Below are 22929 nucleotides of genomic sequence, written 5' to 3' on the forward strand. Positions count from 1 at the left end.
CCCCTGTCTCTGTATGCTTCAAGGAAAGGTTATAATGTGAAGCCGTTCGGCGCGTCTTTGACGACGACAATCACTTTCCCTTGGTCCAACTTCTTCTCAAGGCTATCCGCCTCGGTCGCTGAGAAACCAAGTTCCTCGAACTGGGCACGTAACTCGTCCCCTTTTTTACGGAACAAGTTTTTCGCTGCCGTTCCGAGACCGACGTCCGATGCCGATACCGTATTCGCGTCCGCGTTGTCGGCGACTCGATCGGTCCGGTCATCGTCGTGGGTGATGACGTAAATGTGCGACTCGTCAACCCCTTTTGCTTTCATCGATTGAATGGCGGTGACGACTTCTTCATCATTTGTGAACTCTTTGTACAAAACTGACATGTCTATTCTCCTCCTTCAATTGCGTTACAGTTATAGGTATTTCCTGTTTTCATCGTTTCTACACATTAAAAAACGATGACAAGCGTCATCGTTTCGTTAAACGGCCGGTTCTTGGCCCTTCAATTTTTTCAGTTCATCCAACAAAATGTCAGATTCGTTGAACGGAATCGATTGCTTCCCGACACGTTCGATGTGGTCATGGCCTTTTCCGACGACGACGACTCGTTTGCCGTCGAGTCCTTGTAGCGCCGCATGTTTAAGGGCGTCTAACCGATTCTCAAACGTCACATGTGGTGTGTCCGCATCAATCCCCTCGAGTAAGCCATCGATAATCTGCGTAGGATTTTCTGAACGCACGTCGTGAACGGTCACAATCAAGCGGTCGGCGTAACGGCTCGCAACCCGACCCATCTCGGCCCGTTTCGTCGAGTCGCGATCGCCGGCCGCACTCAAGACGACGACCAATTCGCAATCGTCAGCTTGAAGCGTCGACAGACACTTTTCTAGCCCGTCCGGTGTATGCGCATAATCGATATAAATCTCTGCGTCCTCCGTGTCGAGACGCTCGAGACGACCTTTCGGAAGCGTGAGCCCCGGCACGTTGGCAATGATGGAACGGAGCATCAATTCAGACGTCGAGACGAGCCCGATTGCAGCAGCCAAGTTCGCCGCGTTGAACGCTCCCATGAACTGAACGGGTACTTCAATCGTCATCGCGTTCACTTTGACGCGCACCGTGTCATCGAGCCAAATGACTTGGATGTCGGCCGGTACGTTCGTGTGCGTACTGTACATGACGCGGCGTCTCGTCGGAGCGAACGACGCCATAATCGTGCTCGCCTCGTCTTCCGCATTCAAGATGATCGCGTCACCGTTCGTCTGTTCGACTTGCTCGAACAGACGGGCTTTCGCTCGCGCGTATTCATCCATCGAACGATGATAATCGAGGTGATCGTGCGTCAGGTTCGTGAACGCGGCCGCATGAAAGTGGACCCCTTCGACGCGCCCTTCCATCATCGCATGTGAGGATACTTCGACGACACAGTCGGTCACCCCGGCATCTGCCATCTCGGCCAAGAGCCGGTGCAAGACGACGGCTTCCGGTGTCGTATTCGGTGTTTCTAGCGTTTGGTCTTTATAGCGAGCCCCGATCGTGCTGACGATGCCGACCGGTCGTCCCGACAATCGAAACAAATCGTATGTGAGTGTCGCTGTTGTCGTCTTCCCGTTCGTTCCCGTCACGCCATAAATGCGCATCCGGTGCGACGGATGATCGTAAAACGAGCTCGCCACGATGCCGGCGGTCCGTTTCGTGTCAGCAACGACAATGTTTGGTACATCAAGTTCAAGCGGATATTCCGAGATGATGGCGCTCGCCCCTTTTGAGACGGCATCTTCAGCGAATTCATGACCATCCACCGTATAGCCGCGGATGCAAATAAATAAATTCCCTGGACTGACCTTCCTGGAATCCGTTTCAATTCCGGTCACCCATGGATCACATTCGATGTCATCCATCTCATTTCCTAGAATGGCGGATAAACGTTTCGTCCTCATGCTGTGTACTTCCTTTCTCATGGGTGTCACTAGGTTCGTAAACCTTATCGTCATGGTACTCGATTTTAGGCGTAATGGAGATGACAAATATATTACTTCCCTTTTTCATATGAAAACATACGTCAAACTAAAAAAATCCTAGCCCATGACGGGACTAGGAGGTTAATTCGCTATCGGTAAACTGAAGTCCTTGTTTGACGAGCGCACACTCTAACACTTGTAGTACTTTCGGGCCGATACCATGCATCGCGGCGATTTCTGTCTTCGAATACGTCGCGAGTTGTTCGAGCGTGTCAATGTAAGCGGCAGCGAGCGCCCGTTCTGCCGGCGCTGGACATTTTGGGAGCGGTGTCATCCGATTTCCTCCTCTTTTCCATAAGCGCGTTCCATAATCGGGAGACAGGCGAGGACGCGTTCAACGTAAAACGTTCGACGGGCCCGTTTTCGAACATCCCAAGCAATGATTCGCTCGCCTTGTAACCTCAACAATTTGACTCGGCGCTTTGAAATCACCCCATGTCGATCGACATACATCAATTCTACCAATCGACCTAAACGCATATCACGTAACAACTCATCCTTCATCTGTTCTCCCTCCTTTACTCCCATTATACCGAACAAAAGTTCGCATACCTAGTTTTAGGTGTGCACTTCGATATTTTCGAGTATGCTGGGAATAACGGATGTGAACGAAAGGAGCGTTGTCGATGACGACATACGTCATGCTCGCGCTCTTGGCGCTCGTCTTATTCATCTCTATGACGTTCGCGGCCAAGGCGTTACCGAATTTAAAAAATGTGTTATATAATCGCGGCAGCCTTTTCGGGGCGGACAGTGAGACCGTCACGTGCCCGAACTGCAAAAAAACGTTCAAGCGTTCCGGTGGCAACACCCAGACGTGTCCACACTGCTACCGTTCATTTTGAACCGATACCCGATCGCATCGCGCGTTCGGGTTTTTGAATGTGCTCAAATCGAGTTGTTATCGTTTACAGTCGATTCGAGACAGGGAATAGGTCCATTATTGCTATGTCCATTTCCAGGCCATGATGTGCCTTCAAAGGAGTTCACGATGTCATTCTTATCCGACCACGAATTGTTTGAACGAATCATTCAACGAGATACCTCTGCGTTCGAGCTCCTCTACGACCGATATGAGCGGGTTCTCTACTTAACCGCACTCCGTTTGACGAACCGGGCCGAATTGGCCGAAGCCGCATTGCTCGAGGTGTTTACCGACCTGTGGCGCGCCCCTCAAACATTTGATATTCAAACCACGTCGCTCCGACTCAGGCTGTTTGCTCGGGCCGAGACGGCTGCTCGCCAGTTGCTACAGAGCGCATGATCGTCAATCGAACTCACGTGTTAACACTTCTAAAATCCCGGCCGCATAAGATTTTTCCGTAACGCGTTGATGGGCTCGCTTCGCCTGCTCGGTCCCATTCCCGAGGACGTATCCGTTGCCGACCCGCTTCAACATCCCGAGGTCGTTGCCGCTATCTCCGAACGCGTAGGCGTCTTCGGCGCGAAACGAGAAGCGGTCACATACATACTCGACAGCTGCCGTTTTTCCGGCACCTTCCGGGATAAAATCGATGTCGTACGACCCGTCCGGATCGCCCGCGAGCGGGTTGCACCGGCTGATATTCACCGCGATACCGACCGTCCTCGTCGCTTCCCGAATGCGCTCGAATGCGGCCTCATGATGATCGTGGTAATAATAGTTCTGCATCCACACGTTCGTCCCGGCCCCGGGTTGCGCTTCGAGCACAATGGCTTCGGAACGCATCATGTCGACGACACGTCCGACCCGGTCCGAGAAGTCGTCCGGGAACAGTTGGCTGAACGCGTCATCTCGTTTCAGCGTCCCGCTGGTATTGACGCGATACAGCTCCGTCCCGAGGCTTGAAGCGATGCGATGCGGCCAATAGCGCATCGAGGCGCGCATCGTCTTTTCCGCCAAGTCGGCGAACGAACTGCCGGTGACCCACATCGTCGAGAACCGTTCCGCGTGTTGTTCTAAAAAATCTTCGAGTCGACGGACGTCGGCTAATTGTTCTTCCGTGCACGCATGGGGGAAGTACGTCTCGTCAAAATCGAAACAGACGAGCGTCCGCCCTTCTCCGGTAAATCGTCTCATTCGTAATCCTCCTCCTTGTGTCGCCATACCCCATCTCGTATAGTAAAAGTACGAAAGGAATGAGCGACGTGAAAAATTGGGTAAGTCGTTACTACTGTCAGTATAGCGGAATCATGATCGGGTTCGGGCTCGTCTTCGCCTTTTTGCTCGGAATCCGGACCGCCTCATTTTGGCAACAATGGCTTTCGAACGGGCCCGCGCTCGCAGCGGGTCTCGGCACGGCATGTTTATTCAGCTTGTTCGCCTATATGCTTCTCAGCCACATCCAAGCGTCTCTGTACAAGCATCTAGGTGAGGCTACGACGTGTTCCCGTTGAACGCGTCGGTTACATAACGAACTGTTCACGAATTTGTCACCCGAAAAAGACATCCATTTCACCGTTTGATCCGTTAGATAACTACAAGGGACATCCCTTCTATAAAGGAGAACGCGATGACTGATTACGAACTATATGAGCGTGTCAGGCAAAAAGACAAACAAGCGCTCGAAACGTTATATGATCGTTACGAACGGATCCTGTATGCGTTCCTGATGCAATTGACACAGGACCGCGACCTCGCCGAGGAAGCGATGCAAGAAGTGTTCATCAAGCTGTGGCGCGGCGTCGGTGTCTATGACGAGACCAAAGGCCAGTTCCGTTCTTGGCTTTTCACGATGGGACGAAACGTCGCCATCGACTTGATTCGAAGACGAAAGCCGGACCTCCAGCTCGACGAATCTTACGCCGAGACGATTCCTTCGACCGAACGTTCAGTCGAGCGTGAGGTCGAGTGGCAAGAAGAACGGACGCAAATCGAGACGGCGATGGCCGAACTTCCGGCCGAGCAACAGCAAGTCGTCCGCCTCATGTATTTCCAAGGACTTAGCCAGCAAAAGATTGCGGATGCGTGCGGTATCCCGCTCGGCACCGTGAAAGGAAGGATTCGGTTGGCGTTGAAGCAGTTACGAAGACGATTATCCCCAGATTTAATCGATAAGGAGGTGGAACGATGAACGCTTGTGACCAATTGATTGATTACTTTAACCGACATTTGACAGAAGATGAACGAATCCGGTTCGAGGCACACCTCGCGACTTGTGAGACGTGCCAACAAGAACTCGAACAACTCGAGGCTCTCGTCGGCGGCGTCGCGTTCCTCTCCGAACCAGCAGAGCCGCCAAGCGGGATGAAGGCTCGAATCTTAGATCACGTCTTCGCCGAAGACGAGACATCGAAAGCGGTCGAACCGAAGACAGACAAACCGGCACCGGTAACGCCGTTCACCGCACCGAAAGAAAGGCGGAAAGCACCGTGGGGCGCGTTCGCCCTCGCCGCTGCCTTACTGTTATCGCTAATCGGGAACGGGTACTTGTTGCTCAATCAGACCGAACCGAGCGGCATCGCCTTGACCGAGACCGTCCCACTCGACGGGGAAGCCGACGGTGTGGCCTATCTCGCCGAACAAGACGGGACGCGACAGCTGATCGTTCAAACGAACGGACTCACTCCGCTCGAGGCGAACGAAGTGTACCAAGTATGGCTCATAAAAGACGACTCCCCGATTCCGACCGGAGCGTTCGTCACCGATGACAAAGGCAACGGCACCGTCATCTATACGCTTGATGCGACGGAGGCCGAGATGGATTGGGACACGGTCGCCGTGACGAAAGAACCGGAGCGCGGCAACACGACGCCTGAAGGAGAGATTGTCTTACTCGCGAGCCTCTAATGTACAGACCGGGGACAAAAACGCATCAGGCGTGGATGTCTTTCGGTCTGTTTTTTCGTTATGATGAGACAAAGGAGTGATTGGATGCGAAAACCGAAAATCGGGGTCGTCGGTCTCGGCGGCATCGCCAAAAAAGCATACTTGCCGATTTTAACGAACAGCACAAACTTTGAACTGATCGGCGCGTTCTCACCAACCGTCGCGAAGCGGGAGGCGATTTGCCGAGCTTATCGGATGGAGTCGTTCGCGGGACTGCCCGAACTCGCAACGTCCGTCGATGCGGCGTTCGTCCACAGTTCGACCGAGACACATTATGACGTCGTCTCTTATTTACTCGCCCGTGGCGTCGATGTATACGTCGATAAACCGCTCGCCGCGACGATGGACCAAGCCGAGCGACTCGTCGAGCTGACCGAACGAAACGATCGCAAACTGATGGTCGGGTTCAATCGTCGTTTCGCCCCGATGTATCAGCAAGTCCGGGATGCAGGGCCGTTCGATTTGCTCGACTTTGTCAAACATCGGGGAAACGGCATTGGACGCGACTATACGTTCACGCTACTCGATGATTATTTGCACGTCGTCGACACGCTTCGATACTTCTCAACAGGTGACCTGCGCCTCGTGACGGGACACATCGAGACGACCGAAGCGAACGAACTGCACGTGGCGCGACACGTCTGGCGAGACGACCACGGCCTACATACGACGGCGATGCATCGACACGCTGGAGCAAACCATGAAGGATTGAGCGCCGTCGCCGCAAACGTCCGGTTCACCGTCGACGAGATGGTCACGTTGAACCGCTTCACGAACGGGACCCAGACGACCGAGACGTTCGGGTCGTGGGACACGCTCCTCACCCAGCGCGGCTTCCAAGGCGCCATCGACCACTTCATCGAGGCGTTGTCCGAGGATACCCCGATTTTGACCGACGGCCGCGAAGCGCTTCTGACGCAACAGCTCGTCACCGACTTATTCAAACGCTGAATCCATGACAAACGGGACCTGTCGGCCAGGTCCCGTTTGTCATTGGATGTGTCGTTTATCCGGTTCAATTTGGCTAATGGCGCGTTTTTGTCGACGCTCGACGAGAGTCGACCACGTCACGGCCGTCACGATACAGGCGGCGCCGATGAAGAAATTGCGATCGAGTTGTTCATTCAAGACGAGCCAGCCGAGATAGCCGCCGACGAGCGGTTGAAAGAAGAAAAAGAGCGAACCGACGCTTGCGTCCATGAGTTCGATCCCTTTGTTCCAAAAGAAGAACGCCCCGGCCGTCGAGACGATCCCGACATAGAGCACACTGAGCCAAAGAGCCCCCGTCATCGTCGGCAACCCATGATCGATGACTTCCATGCCCATGAGCGGCGTCATCAACACGAACGCGATGCCAATCGCAAACGTCGTAATCGTCAGAGACGACAGTGTCGCCGACGCGATTTTGACGTAGATTGACATGAGCGCCCACGTGATGGCCGCCCCGACCAAAATCAAGCTACCGATAAAATACGTCCCCTCGACGTGCCAGCCGACGACGATAATGACCCCGACTGTCGCCAAGAGGAGCGATCCGACTTTCACCGGTGTCAACTTCTCTTTCAAAATCACACGGGCAAACAGCACCATGAACGCGGGCGTCGCAGCCGTGACGAGCGATCCCGTATGCGCGTCCGACAGTTTCGTCCCGATGAACTGAAACGAAATCGAGGCGACATAGCCGATGACTCCGACGAGCGCGATCCACTTCCAATCACCACGCCCGATCCGTTCTCTTCCGAACAGCCACCACGCGCACATCAACACGATGAAGGCCACGAAGTAGCGCATCCAAATGAGCGTGAACGGCTCGATAAAGTCGAGCGCATATTTACTGACGACGTACATGCCCCCCCAAATACTTGCGGCGAGTGTCAAACTGATGGCACCGAGCCACTCTTTACGCATCGTGTCCCTCCTCTCCTGATGCCTAAACAATACGACACCGCTTGATCATATTCCTGTTTTCTAGTTGTCCGATATGAAGAAATCGCTTACACTGAGGATAACGATGATTGAAGGGAGGGAGAAAGGTGAACTTTGTCGGACGTACGCATTGGTCAACAGAACATTTGTACATTTTGCGTGCGATTTTTCACGATGTCGCGTAGTCACAGGACCCGTCTGTCCTTTTTTAGACATTGTTGAAATACGACAAAGCGCCTCTCCCTCTTGCCGAGCGCTTCTTTGCGCTCGGCTTTTTTGATAGGCCTCTACTTTAGGAGGAACGATTTATGTTAATCGAATTACAAAACATCCAAAAGCAATACGGCGGCCATGCCGTCTTAATCGATGCCAATCTTCATGTGAACGCCGGCGAACGAATCGGGCTCGTCGGACGGAACGGGAGCGGCAAGACGACACTTCTGCGTCTGATCGTCGGTGCTGAAACACCGGATGGCGGAACGATTTACCGGAAACAGCGGTTGATGATTGGCTATTTGGCCCAAATCCCGTCCCATCCCGACAAGACCGGTCGAGACGTGCTCTATACCGCATTCGCCGAATTGACGCGACTCGGCGACGAGATGCGACAGCTTGAAGCAAATATGGCTTCAAGTGACGACATCGACGTGCTACTCGAGACGTACGGCGCCTTGCAGACCCGTTTCGAGAACAACGGCGGCTACCTCATCGAGTCGAAAGTGAACGCGATGATCGACGGGTTGCGCCTGACCCGCTTCGTCGACCGGCCGTTCGACACGCTTAGCGGCGGCGAACGGACGAAAATCGGACTCGGCTTGGCGTTACTTCAGGAACCGGACTTGCTCATCTTGGACGAGCCGACGAATCATCTCGACCTCGAGGCGATGGCTTGGCTTGAGACGTTTCTTTCAGACAGTCCGTCCACGCTCCTTCTCGTCTCGCACGACCGTGTGTTTTTGGATGCCGTCGCCACCCGCATCGTCGAGTGTGAGGATGGTGAGTTGACAAGCTTTGAAGGCAATTACAGCGCGTTCGTCGCCCAAAAAGAGAAACGACTGCTCGACCAATTCCACGCCTACACGGAGCAACAGAAGAAAATCAAGAAAATGAAAGAGACGATTCGTCAGCTTCGGCAGTGGGCGAACGAAGGACACCCCCCGAACGAGAAGTTTTACCGTCGGGCCAAGTCGATGGAGAAAGCGCTCGCCCGAATCGAGACGATCAAACGGCCACAACTCGAATCCATTCAGCCTGACATCCAGTTCATGGCGCATGGCCGGACCGGACGCGACGTCTTCGAGGCGACCGATGTGACGGTCCGTTTCGACCAGACCGTCTTCGAGCACGTCTCGTTCTACGCGGGCCATGGTGAACGCATCGCCATCGTCGGCCCGAACGGGAGCGGCAAGTCCACGCTCTTGAACGTGTTGCTCGGCCACATCGAACCGACCTCAGGCGAAGTGCGGCGAGCGGAACGCGCGAAAATCGGTTATTTATCCCAGCACGTCGATTTTGATCACTCGCATCGGCTCATCGAGGCGTTTCGGGACCGAATCCCGGTCGATGAAGGAAAAGCACGACAACTGCTCGCCCAATTTCTTTTCTACGGTGCGAGCGTGTTCAAACCGGTCAAGGATTTGAGCGGCGGCGAGAAGATGCGGCTCATGCTCGCCATCTTGATGCATGAAGAGATGAACGTGCTCGTCCTCGACGAACCGACGAACCATTTGGATATCGAAGCACGTGAGGCACTCGAAGAGGCGCTCGACCGTTTTAACGGGACACTCGTCGCCGTATCGCATGACCGCTACTTCTTGAATAAACTATTCCCAATCACGTACTGGCTCGACGGGACGACGACGCGTTTCCCGGGAAACGTGATGTACGCGCTCGAGAAGCGACGCGAGGCAATCTTGACGGTGACTCCGATGCCAAAACCAAAAGCACCTCCGAAGCAAAAAGTAGCGACACCTTCAAAAGACGTCTCGCGCGGAGAAGCGCGTTTGGCCGAGCTCGAGGCGCTTCATCAGTCGCTCGTTCTTGAAATGAATGACACGAACGATTTGAAACGATTGATGACGTTGCAACGACAAAGCGACGCCTTGCAAACTGAAATTGATTCATTGGTCTTAGAATTACTCGAATCCATGTAAACAAAAACGACGCCGGGCTTAGCGGCGTCGTTTTTGTTCGTACCATGATTGCGTGAGAAATCCGATTATCCCGACCGCGATCAAAACGTAGGGTAGGACCCGCGGCACTGCTGCCCCCTCCCCAATGGAGAGGAAGAGCAGACCGCTCGCGAACGTCCCGAGCCAATAGATTTTCGGCATTTTGTCACCTCCCGTAAAAATCGCTTGTAATTTGTCTGAATTTTCCGTAAAATATCATCTAATTCTATCTAAAGAAAGGAGACTCGCCAATGCCACGTCGTAATTGGAACACCCTTGTCCGTTCTACCTTATTCGTCACCATCGCCCTCGCTGCTTTTTTATACGTACGTTATGACGCAGAAATCAAAGAACGAGAACACGCTTTGGAATCATACCTTGCCACTCATTATAACATTCCGGAACAGACCTACTCGCTTGACGGAGCACTCGGCTTTAGCGGGTACGTCTATGACGTCACGTTTCGCGACGAACCGGATGCCGACTATTCGTTCCGTGTGACGAAGGCGGTCGACGGTCACCGCATCGAGTATAAAGCGGCGGCTGGTGCTTCCCCGTCACGTGTCTCCACGTTCACGCAATGAAAAAGCGCCACAGTCGTGGCGCTTACGGTGAGCGTTTCTAGTCGGTTGGACTTCCACCCGATCAAGTTGATCGACCGTCCCATAAGTGTTACGTCGTGCTAGAAAGCGATGCGATTCATGCAACGATTTCCGAGCAATCGTTCGTCTTTCTGACAAGGCGGCACATACAGAAGCACGGCTTCCGGTTGCCGATCAATCGTCAGTTCGACCTATGTGAACGAAATCTGTCACGAATCCCATCCGGCCCACCTCCGCCCGAGGAGACACCCCAACCATCCGACTCGTGTTCCCAAGAATCCTTTTCGTCTGCCCCTCACATCGCGTAAGGTCGGCGACAGGTAGCGACAGGGAACGGTTCGATGACCGGTTGTCCGAACAGGCTGTCTGTCGTTTGACCGGTTCACGCCTAGTCAAACGTCTCAAGCGATGCTTCATCTGTCGTCCCCTTTCGACTTCCTAGATGAACGAGGACTACAGTAATACAATAGCCGTTTTTGAAAGCTTCGAATCCGTGTTCACCATTTCTCCAAATCCTTTACATGTAATGCTCGAGCGCATACGCGACGCCGTCTTCTTCGGCGTCTTTTGTGATGTGCGTACTGATGTCTTTTAACGCATCCACGGCATTTCCCATCGCGATGCACGTCTCCGCCACCTCGAACATCGAGACGTCGTTCAAATTATCGCCGATGGCCACTATATGTTGTTTTGCGATATGATGATGTTCTGCCAACTGTTCGAGCGCCATCCCTTTACTCGCTTTCGGATGACCGATCTCAATTTTCGTCCACCCGGCTGTCGTAATCAAAATATCGGTCCGCGGCTCATATAATTTCCGAAGTTTGTGGAGTTTACGACGATCGAACGAGTAGATGAACACTTTATACACTTCATCCGCCTCGAAATCGATGTCCTCGATCACATCGACGTACATTAAACCGAACTGTTCGTTTTGAATCTCGATTTCCCGCTCTCCCCATTCCCGCGTGAATGATTGATCGTGCGGGAGCACCTCGTCAAGCTCTCCTTTCAATAAATCCGTCCCCGAACGCAGCACTTTCACGCCGGTATTCGTATAAAACTCCACGTAGGTGTCGTGCTCGTGGGCAATGTCCCATAGCTCTTGGACGACATGTTTCGGGAGCGAGTGATAGTAAATGCGTTCATTTTCATAAAAGGCGATCGCCCCATTCCCGGATAAAATCGGGCACGTCAAATTGCTCCGTTTTAAGATTTCTTCGATATCATGAATCGAGCGTCCCGACGAGATGGCGACTAAATCGCCTTGCGCTTGCCGCCGTCGAATCGCCTCCTGGTTTGCTTCCGTGATGATGCCTTTTCGCGACAATAACGTCCCATCCAAATCAATCGCAATTAACTTCATATCGGTCCCTCCTCTTAATACAGTCTTCTTCTTTATCATTCCCTCATTTGTCATCGCTCAACGTCCAGATTGCACAATCGATGAAAATCTCGTTTTCTGACATTACTTTTAGGGAATAATAATGACGCCTACATAATCGTATTCATTTAGGAAGGAGATTTTATGAATCATACATCGAATAAGCCACGGCTGAACCGTGTGTTTTATATCTCGGCAAGTGTGATCGCCTTGCTCGTATTGTTCGGGGCCGTACGCCCGACGTTGTTCGCGGAAATCGCCGGCAACATCTTCAGTTTCACGACACAGTCGTTCGGCTGGTTTTACTTGATGGCCGTCTTTTTCTTCGTCCTCTTTCTCGTCTTCCTCGCGTTCAGTAAATATGGAAAAATCCGTCTCGGCGCGGACAGCGATCGGCCGCAGTATCCGTTCTTCACTTGGATCGGGATGCTGTTCTCGGCCGGCTTCGGCGTCGGGCTCGTCTTTTGGGGCGTCGCCGAACCGATGAGCCACTTCTTCACACCCCCTTATGCGGACACCCAAGCGTTGACGGTCGAAAGCGCCCGTCTCGCCATGGCCTACTCGTTCTTCCACTGGGGAGTGAGCCAATGGTCCGTGTTCGCCATCGTCGGTCTGATCATCGCTTATTTCCAGTTCCGGAGAAACGCGGATGGCCTCATCTCGACGAGTTTGTCTCCTCTTTTGAAAGACCGCTCGTATACGCGGCCGCTCAATCAGACGATTGACATCTTTGCTGTCATCGCGACGGTCATGGGCGTCGCCACGTCGCTCGGTTTAGGGGTACTGCAAATCAACGGTGGGCTGAACAGCGTATTCGGTTTACCGAATACGGCGCTCGTTCAAGTATTGATCATCATCGTCTTGACCGCCCTGTTCTTGACGTCGACGACGACCGGCCTTGACCGCGGGATCAAATGGCTCAGTAACGTGAACTTAGCGACGGCACTCGTCCTAATGATTTTCGTCTTCTTTGCCGGTCCGACCGTCTTCATCCTCGAGACGTTCACGCTCGGATTCGGTGATTATTTGCAAAACTTTATCCGCTACAGCCTCCGGCTCCAACCGTATCAACAAGGAACGTGGGTCCGGGACTGGACGATTTTCTACTGGGCGTGGGCCATCGCCTGGTCACCGTTCGTCGGGGCGTTCGTCGCCCGCGTCTCGCGTGGTCGCACCATCCGTGAGTTCATCGTCGGCGTTCTCGTCGTGCCTCCGGCCATTGCGCTTCTATGGATCGCGGTATTCGGCGGGACGGCGCTCCACCTTGATTTGTTCGAGGGGACGTCGATTGCCCAAGCGGTCGATGCGGACGTCACGAGCGCCTTGTTCGTCACGTTCGCCGAGTTGCCGTTGTCGTTCCTTTTGTCCGTCTTGTCCATCCTGCTCATATTGACATTTTTAATCACGTCCGCCGACTCAGCGACGTATATCATCAGCAGTATGACGACGAATGGCAGCTTGAACCCGCCTCTCGCCGTTCGCATCGTCTGGGGTGTATTGCTTGGCGGCATCGCGGCCGTCCTGCTCATCGCAAGCGGCCTCGAAGGATTACAGACCGCCTCTCTCATTTCGGCGTTGCCGTTCACCATCATCCTCATTCTGATGGTGTACACGTTGTTCAGCCTGTTGCGAAAAGAAAACATGAAGAAAATCAAATGATGTCACAAGAGCCGCCTTTTACTAGGGCGGTTCTTTTTAGTCGATCGTCTCCACTCAGTTGACACGGTTGACGTCGATTGCTACGCTTTTGTCAGAATTGCATGACGAATTTTAGGGGGATGAGTATGCTACAAGATTTCACACGGTCATACGCCGAGACGCTCGACAAAAGCGATGCTCTGGCACGCTATCGGGAAGAGTTTTATTTGCCGCAAGACGGGATTTATATGGACGGGAACTCGCTCGGGCTGTTATCGAAACGGGCCGAGCAGACGCTTCTCGAGTCGCTTCAAGACTGGAAAGAGCTCGGGATTGACGGGTGGATGTCGGGACGTCATCCGTGGTTCAACTTATCGGAAGAACTCGCCGGTTTGAACGCACCGCTCATCGGGGCACGTGCGGAAGAAGTCATGGTGACGGGATCGACGACGGTCAACTTGCATCAGCTCGTCGCCTCGTTCTATAAGCCAGAAGGTAAGAAAACAAAGATTTTAGCGGATACACTCACGTTCCCATCGGACATCTATGCGCTGAAGAGTCAACTTGAATTGCGCGGATTAAACCCAGAGGACCACCTCGTTCAAGTCGAGAGTCCGGACGGCCGTTATTTGCGTGAAGACGACATCATCGCCGCGATGACGGATGAGATCGCCCTCATCGTCTTGCCGACGGTGCTCTATCGGAGCGGACAAATTTTAGATATGGCCCGTCTCGCCAAAGCGGCCCATGAACGCGATATCTTAATCGGCTTCGACGCCTGTCATTCCGTCGGGGCCATCCCGCACGCCTTCCACGATTGGGGGGTCGACTTTGCGTACTGGTGCAACTATAAACACTTGAACGGCGGCCCAGGGAGCGTCGGCGGCTTATTCGTCCACGAGCGCCACTTCGGGACGACACCCGGCCTCGCAGGCTGGTTCGGTTCGCGTAAAGACAAGCAGTTCGATATGGACCACACGATGACGCCGGCCGACCATGCCGGAGCGTTTCAAATCGGGACGCCACACGTTTTGAGCCTCGCTCCTCAACTCGGGGCGCTCGAGATGTTCAACGAAGTCGGGATGGAGGCGATTCGTGAAAAATCACTCGCCTTGACGACGTATCTGATGGATCTCGTCGAGACCGTACTCGCACCTTACGGGTTCGTGCTCGGCAGTCCGCGTGACGAAGCCGCCCGCGGCGCCCACCTCAGTCTCGAGCATCCGGAGGCGGCCCGCATCTGCAAGGCGCTCAAACAACACCGGGTCATCCCGGACTTCCGGGCCCCAAATATCATCCGGCTCGCACCGGTCGCCTTATATAATACGTTCACGGACGTATATGACGTCGTTCAAATCTTGAAGACGATCATGGATGACAAAGAGTATGAAGCGTTTGTGAACGTCCGCGAAGTCGTGGCGTGAGGAGGAAACAAGATGAGTGAACGCATTGAACATAACGTCGAACAGACGATTCAAACTGACTTTTCTAAGGACATGTCTTATGGAGACTATTTGCAGCTCGATCCGATTCTATCGAGTCAGCACCGTCTATCGGACCACCATGACGAGATGCTCTTCATCATCATCCACCAGACGAGCGAACTATGGATGAAACTGATTTTGCACGAGTTGACGGCTGCGACGACGGCCATCGCGAACGAAGAGCTCGAACGCTCGTTCAAGATGCTCGCCCGCGTATCAAAGATTCAACAACAACTCATCCAGTCATGGAGCGTGCTCGCCACGCTCACACCGGCCGAGTATCTCGAGTTTCGGGACAAGCTCGGTTCTTCGTCCGGTTTCCAGTCATATCAAAACCGGCAAATCGAGTTCGCACTCGGATTCAAGAATGCCCGCACGCTCAGCGTCTACGCCCATGACGAGGCGTTGTATCCGCTTTTAGAGGCGTCGCTTCACGCCCCGAGTATTTATGACGTGACGGTGCGTGAGATGCATCGTCGCGGCTTGGCCATCGACCAAGCCGTCCTCAATCGTGACGTGACGACGGATTGGGAATGGAACGAGAGCGTCGAAGCGGCCTGGGTCGAGGTGTATCGGGACGTCGACACGTACTGGGACTTGTACGAGCTCGGGGAGAAACTGCTCGACATCGGCAGCCAACAACAGATGTGGCGCTTTAACCATATGAGTACGGTCGAGCGGATTATCGGTCAAAAGATGGGCACGGGCGGCTCTTCTGGCGTCAACTATTTGCGACGTGTCCTCGATCACCGGTTCTTCCCGGAACTCTGGACCGTCCGGACGAAATTATGAGGAGGCAACAGCATGAGTTGGATTGATGTATCGCAACCGCTCGAAGATACGACGACGACGTGGCCCGGGGACACCCCGTTCCGTTATGACATCGCTTGGCCGATGGCCGACAGTGGCTCGGTCAACGTCGGCAAAGTGACGATGAGCCTTCACACCGGCACTCACATCGACGCACCGTTCCACTTTGATGACGCCGGAAAACGCGTCATCGACCTCGATCCCGGACTTTATATCGGGCCGGCCCGGGTCATCCATCTGCCTGGACACGAGCGAATTGAGGCGAGTGACTTGGACGGCTTTGACTTGACCGGTGTCGAACGCCTCATTATTAAAACAGACGGTTGGCCAGATAAACTCGTGTTCCCGGAACGCATCCCGGAACTGACGCCGTCGCTTGCCGACCGGCTCGGCGAACTCGGGATTTACTTGATCGGTCTCGATTTACCGTCGGTCGATGCGATCGACAGTAAAGAGATGGCGGCCCATCACGCGCTCGCCCGTAACGGGGTCCATATTCTCGAAGGACTCGTCCTCGACCATATCGCACCGGGCGATTATGAACTGAACGCCGTCCCGCTCCCGATCGTAAAAGGGGATGGCAGCCCCGTCCGCGCCTTGTTGCGCGCCCTCGATTAATCTGACATCCATCCCTCGCGGATGGATGTTTTTTGTGGGAAACTGTGGGACGATGCTTGAGTTGTCGACTTAGCGGGAAGAGAGGTACTACGCAAACTGTGTATAAAGGAGTGTTTTTTATGAACGTCATCTCATTTATTCTCCCCGCCTATAACGAAGAAAAAAACATTCCACTCATCTTTGAAGCCATCCGCGAGCAATTCGAGGGGAGCCCGTACGACTATGAAATTGTATTCATTAACGACGCAAGTTCAGACGATACGCTAGACGCCATCAAACGGTTGGCGAACCGGCACCCTGAAGTCCGATACGTCTCCTTCTCACGAAACTTCGGAAAAGAAGCGGCTATCCTCGCTGGTCTGCAACACGTGACCGGGGACGCCGCCATTTTAATGGATACCGACTTGCAACATCCTCCTGCCCTCATTCCTCAAATGATTGCGGGTTACGAAGAAGGATACGACCAAGTCATCGCCAAGCGCGACCGGACCGGTGAGAGCGGGCTTCGAAAGTTCGCCTCGCAGACGTATTACAAACTCATCAATAAAATCGTCGATGTCGAGCTCGAGGACGGCGTCGGTGATTTTCGCCTACTCAGCCGCGAGGCAATCGACGCCTTGTTACGCATGAATGAGAATCACCGTTTCTCGAAAGGATTGTTCTCTTGGATCGGAATGGAACAAAAAATTGTCACATATGAGAACGTCTTACGCCAAAACGGCGAGACGAAATGGTCGTTCAATCAGCTGTTCAATTACGGGATCGATGGTTTGATTTCCTTTAACTCAAAACCACTCCGGTTCTGTTTTTACACGGGCGTCTCAATCTTAATGCTATCGATGCTCTATATCTTGTTCACGCTGTTCGGCATCATCCAAGACGGTGTCGAGACACCTGGTTACTTCACGCTCATCTCGGCGATTCTGTTACTAGGCGGCATTCAGCTCGTCAGCCTCGGGATTATCGGCGAATACGTCGGACGCATCTATTTCGAGACGAAACAGCGTCCTGCTTATTTGATTCAAGAGACTAATATGCAAAGGAAGAGTGTGAATGAACAAGCGAAAGGCAGAGTTTATAAAATTCATCGTCATCGGGGGAATTAACACCCTCAATTACTATTTGGTGTACATGTTGTTTCATCACGTATGGAAAGTCGGCTACGGGGTCTCTCATGTGGTGGCGTTCACGCTCAGCATGGTCGCCTCTTTCTTTTTGAACAGTTATTTCACGTTCAAAGTCAAACCGACGTTACGGAAATTTTTGCAGTTCCCGTTGACGCAAGTCGTCAACTTCACGGTCACGACCGTCTGTATTTATCTACTCGTCGAACAGCTCGGTGTCTCGACATCGATCGCACCGCTGTTCGCTATCTTCATCGCCGTACCGGCGACGTTCATCGTTACGAGTAAAATTTTGAAACGCGAGCAGTCGACCGTATGAAGAACGTCATTCTAATCGTCGCTGCGTTTCTCGTGTCAATCGTCGCCCATGCGTTCTTCATCTACTATCAATCGCAAGGCGGCTACATCGCCGGACCGAACGACGGATTGTCGCAGATGGTCCCGTTCAAACATTTCTTGTACGAGACGTTCCATAAAGGCAACCTCGTCTATGCGGAAGACTTCGGCTTTGGCGGCGGGGTCATCACCCAGCTCGCCTACTATTACGCGACGTCGGTCGTCTTTTGGCTCACCGTCGCCGTCGTCTCGTTGTTCGACGTGCTCGGTCTCGTCACGCCGGACCTCGAGCTTTGGTTACAGCTCGCGCTCGTCGTCAGCATCGTCCGTCTAGCCGTCGTCTTCGTCTTGACGACGTACGCGTATCGACTCTTTCACGTGCAGACGCTTTACGCCTTTGCCGGTGCCGTCGTATACGGTGTGTCGGTCATGTACATCCGGCACGTCACATTTTGGGAGTTTTTCGCGGACGCCTTTTTATGGGTACCGCTCCTCGTGATCGGGCTCGAACGCATCATCCGGCTCGGTCGGGCGGACCTGTTCATCGCCGTCAGCGCGCTGATGCTCGTCAACAACTTCTACTTCGCTTACATCAATTTGGTGTTCGTCCTCGTCTACGTCTTGTTCCGCCAGTTCATCCGCTTCCCGGAAGATCGGCTCAGGCGTCGGCACCAATGGATGCTTTATAGCGGGTCTGGCGTGCTCGCACTCTTATTGAGCGCGTTCGCGTTCGTTCCGGCGACGTACGGCTTTCTACAGAACGAGCGACCGTCACTCGCCCATGACATCCCGTGGCTCCGCCCCGATAACGTGTTATACGATAGCACCATTCTCATTATTCCAGCAGTTTTCGTGCTGCTCGCACTCTATCGTCCGCTCTATCGCCATACCGCGTTCCGGCTATTCGCGTCGATGAGCCTCTTGTTCATCGTGCTCCACTTCAGCCCGCACGTCGGCAGTTTCTTTAACGGGTTCTCAGCGCCGCAGTTCCGCTGGGAGTATCTCGCGAGCTTCACGATGGGCGGTGCGGTCGCGGTCGGGTTGTCGCAGTGGCGATTCGAGATGCGCGCGTTCCTTATCGCTGCAGCCGGAACGGTCACGCTCTATCTCCTTTTCGGTCTGGTCGGTGATGTCGCATCGTGGCCGGTCAGTCTTGTCATCTTCTTCTTGATGCTCGCCACCGTCGCGTCACTTTGGTGGAAACCCGCACTCGCACCTTACGTTCTGATCGCGTCTTGTCTCATCGTCTTCAACGGCTATACGAAGCTCATCCTTCACGACAAGTCCATCGTCAACACGAACGAGGCGTTCGTGAACAGTTCAAGCTACGACAGTGCCGAGCAACGGGAGTTAATCGATGTCGTGAAAGCCGACGCCGGACCGCTCGAGCGGCTCGACTGGATGGTCCACTTGCGCAACAATACGCCCATCGTCCAGTCGTTCCTCGGGACGAGTCTATATTCAAGTATTTTAAACGGGAATTTGCTGACGTTCTATTGGCGTGATCTTGAAATCGATATGTTACGGGAAAGCGTGAGCCGTTACGGCACGCTCGGCAATCGCGCGAACTTGCACCACTTGTTGTCGAGTCCGTACTGGATGCGCAACCAAAACGTGTCGAGCGAAGTTCCTTACGGTTTCGACTTACTCGCCGAGACGGAGCGCTACGCCGCCTACGAGAGTGAGACCCGGCTTCCGTTCGTCCGGACGACGACGTCCACGTATCGTCAAGCCGACCTTGAGGACGCCTCGGTATTGACACGTGAGCAGGCGATGCTCTCGGGCGTCATTTTAGAAGACGGAAGTGACACACCGACCCCGGCTCAGTCCATCGATTTCACGACCGAAGATGTTGAGGCCGCACTCGTCGGGGATACGCTCCGCGTCACTTCTGAAGAAGGTGGCATCGACTTGATTCCTGACGTACCGGAGGACGCGATCGGCGACTTGTATGTCTCGTTCAACATCCGGAAACTTGAAGGAGACGGCTTCTTCATCAAGCTCGGTGGTTATCGGACGACACGAAAGCCCGAGGCCTCGATTTATCGGACCGACCTCACCTCGATGACGCTCCGCACGCCGCTCGCTGACCGTGTGCCGTTACGGCTTCCTGAAGGCACGTACACGCTCGAGAATGTGACGGTGGAATGGGAAGATTATGCGACGCTCGAGTCTGTGATTGATGAGACGGATGCTCGACCGGAGATCCCGGTCACGTGGGACGGTCCCGACCTCGACTTTACGGTCGAAGAGGCCGCCCCGGGAACATACGCCGTTCTTCCTGTTCCGTTTGAACGAGGATGGAGCGCCCGGGTCAACGGAGAAAAGCGTGACGTCTTACAGGCGAACTATGCGTTCAGCGCGATTCAACTCGATGAAGGACGAAACGACGTCGAATTGACGTATCGTCCCCCATTCTTCACCATCACGACCGCGCTCAGTTTGCTTGGTCTCGGTCTGTTCTTCGGTTATCTCCTCTATCTGCGCCGCAAAGAGCATCCGTTCACGTGAACGGATGCTCTTCTTCTTGCATGATTTCACTCGAACTCTTGCGGTGATCGAGTCGTTTCGACATGTTGATTTTATAGGCGAGGTTCGCTTCGTAATCTTTCGAGAACACACCGGCGTATAGCAAATCGAGCAGATACTGCGTCGAGTCGTTCGATGTAAAGCTACCGATCTTTGAGTAGAGACGTTCCCGCGTCGTCAACCGGAGCGTACAATCCGCCTCGTTCGAGATGGCGTTCTCGCCGACGCTCGTCAAAGCGAGAACCGGGACGTGACGCTGTTTCAAATACGGGATGAGCCGGAGCGTCGTGTCACTTTCCCCTGTATAGGAGATGAGTAGCGCGCACGTCGTCTCGTCCGAGTTGGCCGCTTCGAATTCAGGGTCGACCTCACAGAGCGAGACGTGTTTTCCGATTCGGTTCATCTTCGCTTTAAAGTCGTGACAGAGCAACAAGTTATGAACGATTGAGAAAATTTTGATGTGACGTGCCTCATGAAGCATCGTCACGGCTTGCTCGAACGCCTCATGGTCGAGGAGCGACAACGTGTCCTCAATCGTCATCTGTTTCAAGGCAGCCATCTTGTTCGCCACCGCCATCAATCCGTCTTCGGGCGCGAACGGGTAGTTGGCATCCACGTCTGAGAAGTGACGGTTCAAATAATCGATTTCCTCTAATAGCCCCGCTTTCAATTCGACCCAGCCGGTATACTCGAGCTTATGGGCGATTCGGCTCAAAATCGACGGATGGGTATACGTCGCCTCGGCGATTTGCTTCATCGTCTTCTCTTCAATCAATTCACGTTGCGCAAACAAGTAATCAATGACGGCACGCTCAGACGGTGAAAATCCCGTTTGTTTCAATTTTTCAGTTAGTAACAATGGAAGCCCTCCTGTAAATGAAATTCACAAAAATAAAGCTGATTTCGTTTTTATTTGTAAACGCTTTCGGAGTTATCTCGTCACCTCTTGTGTTCGTGTATCCCTATTTTATACTGAAAAAGAAGACAGGATACATCCACATCATTTACACATGTGCTTTATTTTTGTGAAACGACAAGGAGGAGATTGTTTTGACAACCGGAATCAAGCTCGTCACGATTGGTGGCGGTAGCAGCTATACACCAGAATTGATGGAAGGCTTCATTAAACGCTATGAAGAATTGCCGATTCGAGAAATTTGGCTTGTTGACATCGAAGCAGGGAAAGAAAAGCTCGAGATTGTCGGAAAGATGGCACAACGCATGTGGGACGCCTCGCCGTATGACGTCGACGTCCATTTGACGCTCGATCGTCGAGAAGCGCTTAAAGACGCAGACTTCGTTACGACCCAGTTCCGCGTCGGCTTGCTCGACGCCCGGATTAAAGATGAGCGGATCCCGCTCTCGTATGGCATGGTCGGGCAAGAGACGAACGGGGCCGGCGGCATGTTGAAAGCGTTCCGGACCATCCCTGTCATCCTCGACATCGTCGAAGATATGAAACAGCTCTGTCCAAACGCGTGGCTCGTCAACTTCACAAATCCAAGCGGCATGGTGACCGACGCGATCATCCGATACGGGAAATGGGAAAAAGTCATCGGGCTTTGCAACGTACCGGTGCATGCGATGATGGCCGAGCCAGAACTGATCGGGAAGAAGCCAGAAGAATTGACACATTCATTCGCCGGATTGAATCACTTCCACTGGCACCGAGTCCATGACTTGAACGGGACAGATGTTACAGGTGAAATCATCGCCAAGATGCACGAGGATGCTTCCGGCATTCCAGCCAATATTCATGAGATGCCGTTTTTCAAGGAACAGCTAGAGCAGATGAACATGATTCCATGCGGTTACCATCGTTACTATTATCGCACCGAAGAGATGCTCGCCCATATGCTCGAAGAGTACCAGGACCCGGCGATCGGGACGCGGGCCGAACAAGTGAAGCAAACGGAAGCGGAACTGTTCGAACTGTATAAAGACCCACATCTCGACCATAAGCCAGAACAACTGTCTAAACGTGGCGGCGCCCACTATTCAGACGCGGCTTGTGAGACGATCGCCTCGATTTACGCGAACAAAAACACACACATCGTCGTGTCGACAAAAAATAATGGGGCCGTCCCAGACCTTGCCCCGGACGATGTCGTGGAGGTGTCCGCCTATGTCGGAGCGACGGGCGCGAAACCAATCGCCTTCGGTTCGCTCGCGCCGGCCGAGAAAGGCTGGCTCCAAGTCATGAAAAACATGGAGCTGTGCGTCGAAGAAGCAGCTGTGACCGGTGACTATGGCATCGCCCTCCAAGCGTTCATCCTGAATCCGCTCATTCCAAGCGGTGAAACTGCGAAGCGGGTTCTCGATGAACTCCTGATCGCGCACAAAGACCACTTGCCTCAATTCGCCGAGAAGATTGCCGAGCTCGAAGCAAGCGGTGTGACGGTCAAAGATGAAATCGTCCGATCGCTCCACCCAATCGAACAAGCATGAAAAAAAGCCGGCGCATTTTTTAAAATACGTCGGCTTTCT

25 protein-coding genes are annotated in these 22929 nt (G+C 53.5%); 16 read left to right on the top strand and 9 right to left on the bottom strand.

Features of this window, described 5'->3' with window-relative positions:
• Positions 1 to 29: 29 nt before the first annotated feature.
• From RT52_RS06625 to RT52_RS06640, 4 genes are all read right to left on the bottom strand, one after another.
• Positions 30 to 374 (bottom strand): YflT domain-containing protein, encoded by a 345-nt coding sequence (locus RT52_RS06625; protein WP_034807698.1) that lies wholly within the window; start codon positions 372 to 374, stop codon positions 30 to 32.
• 96 nt (positions 375 to 470) lie between these two features.
• Positions 471 to 1931 (bottom strand): UDP-N-acetylmuramoyl-L-alanyl-D-glutamate--2,6-diaminopimelate ligase, encoded by a 1461-nt coding sequence (locus RT52_RS06630; RefSeq protein ID WP_034816096.1) that lies wholly within the window; start codon positions 1929 to 1931, stop codon positions 471 to 473.
• A 154-nt stretch (positions 1932 to 2085) separates the two neighbouring features.
• A complete protein-coding gene (locus tag RT52_RS06635) occupies positions 2086 to 2286 on the bottom strand; it encodes a helix-hairpin-helix domain-containing protein (RefSeq protein WP_034816098.1) in 201 nt (66 codons plus the stop codon).
• Positions 2283 to 2516 (bottom strand): hypothetical protein, encoded by a 234-nt coding sequence (locus RT52_RS06640; RefSeq protein ID WP_034816100.1) that lies wholly within the window; start codon positions 2514 to 2516, stop codon positions 2283 to 2285. Before RT52_RS06640 ends, RT52_RS06635 begins: the two co-directional genes overlap by 4 nt.
• Positions 2517 to 2638: 122 nt before the next feature.
• Between RT52_RS06640 and RT52_RS06645 the strand changes: the two genes are divergently transcribed.
• Together RT52_RS06645 and RT52_RS06650 are read left to right on the top strand one after the other, a co-directional pair.
• Complete coding sequence (locus RT52_RS06645) at positions 2639 to 2857, top strand: hypothetical protein (RefSeq protein WP_245175482.1); 219 nt, start codon at positions 2639 to 2641, stop codon at positions 2855 to 2857.
• A gap of 146 nt (positions 2858 to 3003) precedes the next feature.
• Entirely contained in the window at positions 3004 to 3276 is a 273-nt protein-coding gene (locus RT52_RS06650; protein ID WP_034816102.1) for a hypothetical protein, read from the top strand.
• A gap of 3 nt (positions 3277 to 3279) precedes the next feature.
• Here the strand turns inward: RT52_RS06650 and RT52_RS06655 are convergent, their stop codons facing one another.
• Positions 3280 to 4071, bottom strand: coding sequence for an HAD-IIB family hydrolase (locus tag RT52_RS06655; RefSeq protein WP_034816104.1), 792 nt, complete (start codon positions 4069 to 4071; stop codon positions 3280 to 3282).
• A gap of 68 nt (positions 4072 to 4139) precedes the next feature.
• Between RT52_RS06655 and RT52_RS06660 the strand changes: the two genes are divergently transcribed.
• From RT52_RS06660 to RT52_RS06675, 4 genes are all read left to right on the top strand, one after another.
• Entirely contained in the window at positions 4140 to 4388 is a 249-nt protein-coding gene (locus RT52_RS06660; RefSeq protein ID WP_034816108.1) for a hypothetical protein, read from the top strand.
• A gap of 116 nt (positions 4389 to 4504) precedes the next feature.
• Complete coding sequence (locus tag RT52_RS06665) at positions 4505 to 5065, top strand: RNA polymerase sigma factor (protein WP_034816110.1); 561 nt, start codon at positions 4505 to 4507, stop codon at positions 5063 to 5065.
• Positions 5062 to 5781 carry an anti-sigma factor gene (locus RT52_RS06670; protein WP_034816113.1) on the top strand — a complete coding sequence of 240 codons (720 nt, stop codon included), beginning with the start codon at positions 5062 to 5064 and terminating at the stop codon, positions 5779 to 5781. The genes RT52_RS06665 and RT52_RS06670 overlap by 4 nt, the downstream gene beginning before the upstream one ends.
• An 84-nt stretch (positions 5782 to 5865) precedes the next feature.
• Positions 5866 to 6771: a Gfo/Idh/MocA family protein gene (locus tag RT52_RS06675; RefSeq protein WP_034816116.1), complete on the top strand. Its 906-nt coding sequence runs from the start codon at positions 5866 to 5868 to the stop codon at positions 6769 to 6771.
• 39 nt (positions 6772 to 6810) lie between these two features.
• Here the strand turns inward: RT52_RS06675 and RT52_RS06680 are convergent, their stop codons facing one another.
• Complete coding sequence (locus tag RT52_RS06680) at positions 6811 to 7728, bottom strand: DMT family transporter (protein WP_034816119.1); 918 nt, start codon at positions 7726 to 7728, stop codon at positions 6811 to 6813.
• Positions 7729 to 8054: 326 nt separating this feature from the next.
• Here RT52_RS06680 and abc-f point away from each other — a divergent pair, with 326 nt between their 5' ends.
• A complete protein-coding gene (gene abc-f, locus RT52_RS06685; RefSeq protein WP_034816121.1) occupies positions 8055 to 9899 on the top strand; it encodes a ribosomal protection-like ABC-F family protein in 1845 nt (614 codons plus the stop codon).
• 18 nt (positions 9900 to 9917) lie between these two features.
• On the opposite strand, the gene RT52_RS16450 is transcribed toward abc-f, so the two are convergent.
• The gene (locus tag RT52_RS16450) at positions 9918 to 10079 is read right to left on the bottom strand and encodes a hypothetical protein (protein WP_034816123.1); all 162 of its coding nucleotides are present in this window, start codon (positions 10077 to 10079) and stop codon (positions 9918 to 9920) included.
• Positions 10080 to 10168: 89 nt separating this feature from the next.
• Here RT52_RS16450 and RT52_RS06695 point away from each other — a divergent pair, with 89 nt between their 5' ends.
• Positions 10169 to 10501 carry a hypothetical protein gene (locus RT52_RS06695; protein WP_034816125.1) on the top strand — a complete coding sequence of 111 codons (333 nt, stop codon included), beginning with the start codon at positions 10169 to 10171 and terminating at the stop codon, positions 10499 to 10501.
• A gap of 535 nt (positions 10502 to 11036) precedes the next feature.
• Here RT52_RS06695 and RT52_RS06700 read toward each other — a convergent pair.
• Positions 11037 to 11885 (bottom strand): Cof-type HAD-IIB family hydrolase, encoded by an 849-nt coding sequence (locus tag RT52_RS06700; RefSeq protein ID WP_034816127.1) that lies wholly within the window; start codon positions 11883 to 11885, stop codon positions 11037 to 11039.
• Between the two features lie 162 nt (positions 11886 to 12047).
• Here RT52_RS06700 and RT52_RS06705 point away from each other — a divergent pair, with 162 nt between their 5' ends.
• The 7 genes from RT52_RS06705 (at position 12048) to RT52_RS06735 (ending at position 20424) form a co-directional block, all read left to right on the top strand.
• Positions 12048 to 13562: a BCCT family transporter gene (locus tag RT52_RS06705; protein WP_034816129.1), complete on the top strand. Its 1515-nt coding sequence runs from the start codon at positions 12048 to 12050 to the stop codon at positions 13560 to 13562.
• A gap of 125 nt (positions 13563 to 13687) precedes the next feature.
• Entirely contained in the window at positions 13688 to 14965 is a 1278-nt protein-coding gene (gene kynU, locus RT52_RS06710) for a kynureninase (RefSeq protein ID WP_034816132.1), read from the top strand.
• A 12-nt stretch (positions 14966 to 14977) separates the two neighbouring features.
• Entirely contained in the window at positions 14978 to 15817 is an 840-nt protein-coding gene (gene kynA, locus RT52_RS06715; protein WP_034807724.1) for a tryptophan 2,3-dioxygenase, read from the top strand.
• A gap of 12 nt (positions 15818 to 15829) precedes the next feature.
• Positions 15830 to 16453, top strand: coding sequence for an arylformamidase (gene kynB, locus RT52_RS06720; protein WP_034816135.1), 624 nt, complete (start codon positions 15830 to 15832; stop codon positions 16451 to 16453).
• A 119-nt stretch (positions 16454 to 16572) separates the two neighbouring features.
• On the top strand, positions 16573 to 17559 hold the full coding sequence (locus tag RT52_RS06725) for a glycosyltransferase family 2 protein (RefSeq protein WP_034807728.1): 987 nt from the start codon (positions 16573 to 16575) through the stop codon (positions 17557 to 17559).
• Entirely contained in the window at positions 17507 to 17896 is a 390-nt protein-coding gene (locus tag RT52_RS06730; protein ID WP_034807730.1) for a GtrA family protein, read from the top strand. Before RT52_RS06725 ends, RT52_RS06730 begins: the two co-directional genes overlap by 53 nt.
• Positions 17893 to 20424: a YfhO family protein gene (locus RT52_RS06735; protein WP_034816137.1), complete on the top strand. Its 2532-nt coding sequence runs from the start codon at positions 17893 to 17895 to the stop codon at positions 20422 to 20424. The genes RT52_RS06730 and RT52_RS06735 overlap by 4 nt, the downstream gene beginning before the upstream one ends.
• Here RT52_RS06735 and RT52_RS06740 read toward each other — a convergent pair.
• On the bottom strand, positions 20417 to 21301 hold the full coding sequence (locus RT52_RS06740) for a MurR/RpiR family transcriptional regulator (RefSeq protein ID WP_034816139.1): 885 nt from the start codon (positions 21299 to 21301) through the stop codon (positions 20417 to 20419). The genes RT52_RS06735 and RT52_RS06740 overlap by 8 nt on opposite strands.
• 191 nt (positions 21302 to 21492) lie before the next feature.
• Here RT52_RS06740 and RT52_RS06745 point away from each other — a divergent pair, with 191 nt between their 5' ends.
• Positions 21493 to 22890 carry a 6-phospho-beta-glucosidase gene (locus tag RT52_RS06745; RefSeq protein WP_034816141.1) on the top strand — a complete coding sequence of 466 codons (1398 nt, stop codon included), beginning with the start codon at positions 21493 to 21495 and terminating at the stop codon, positions 22888 to 22890.
• Positions 22891 to 22929 lie beyond the last annotated feature (39 nt).

It is taken from the genome of Exiguobacterium alkaliphilum 12/1, assembly GCF_000714435.1.
In the GTDB taxonomy this organism is placed as follows: domain Bacteria; phylum Bacillota; class Bacilli; order Exiguobacteriales; family Exiguobacteriaceae; genus Exiguobacterium; species Exiguobacterium alkaliphilum.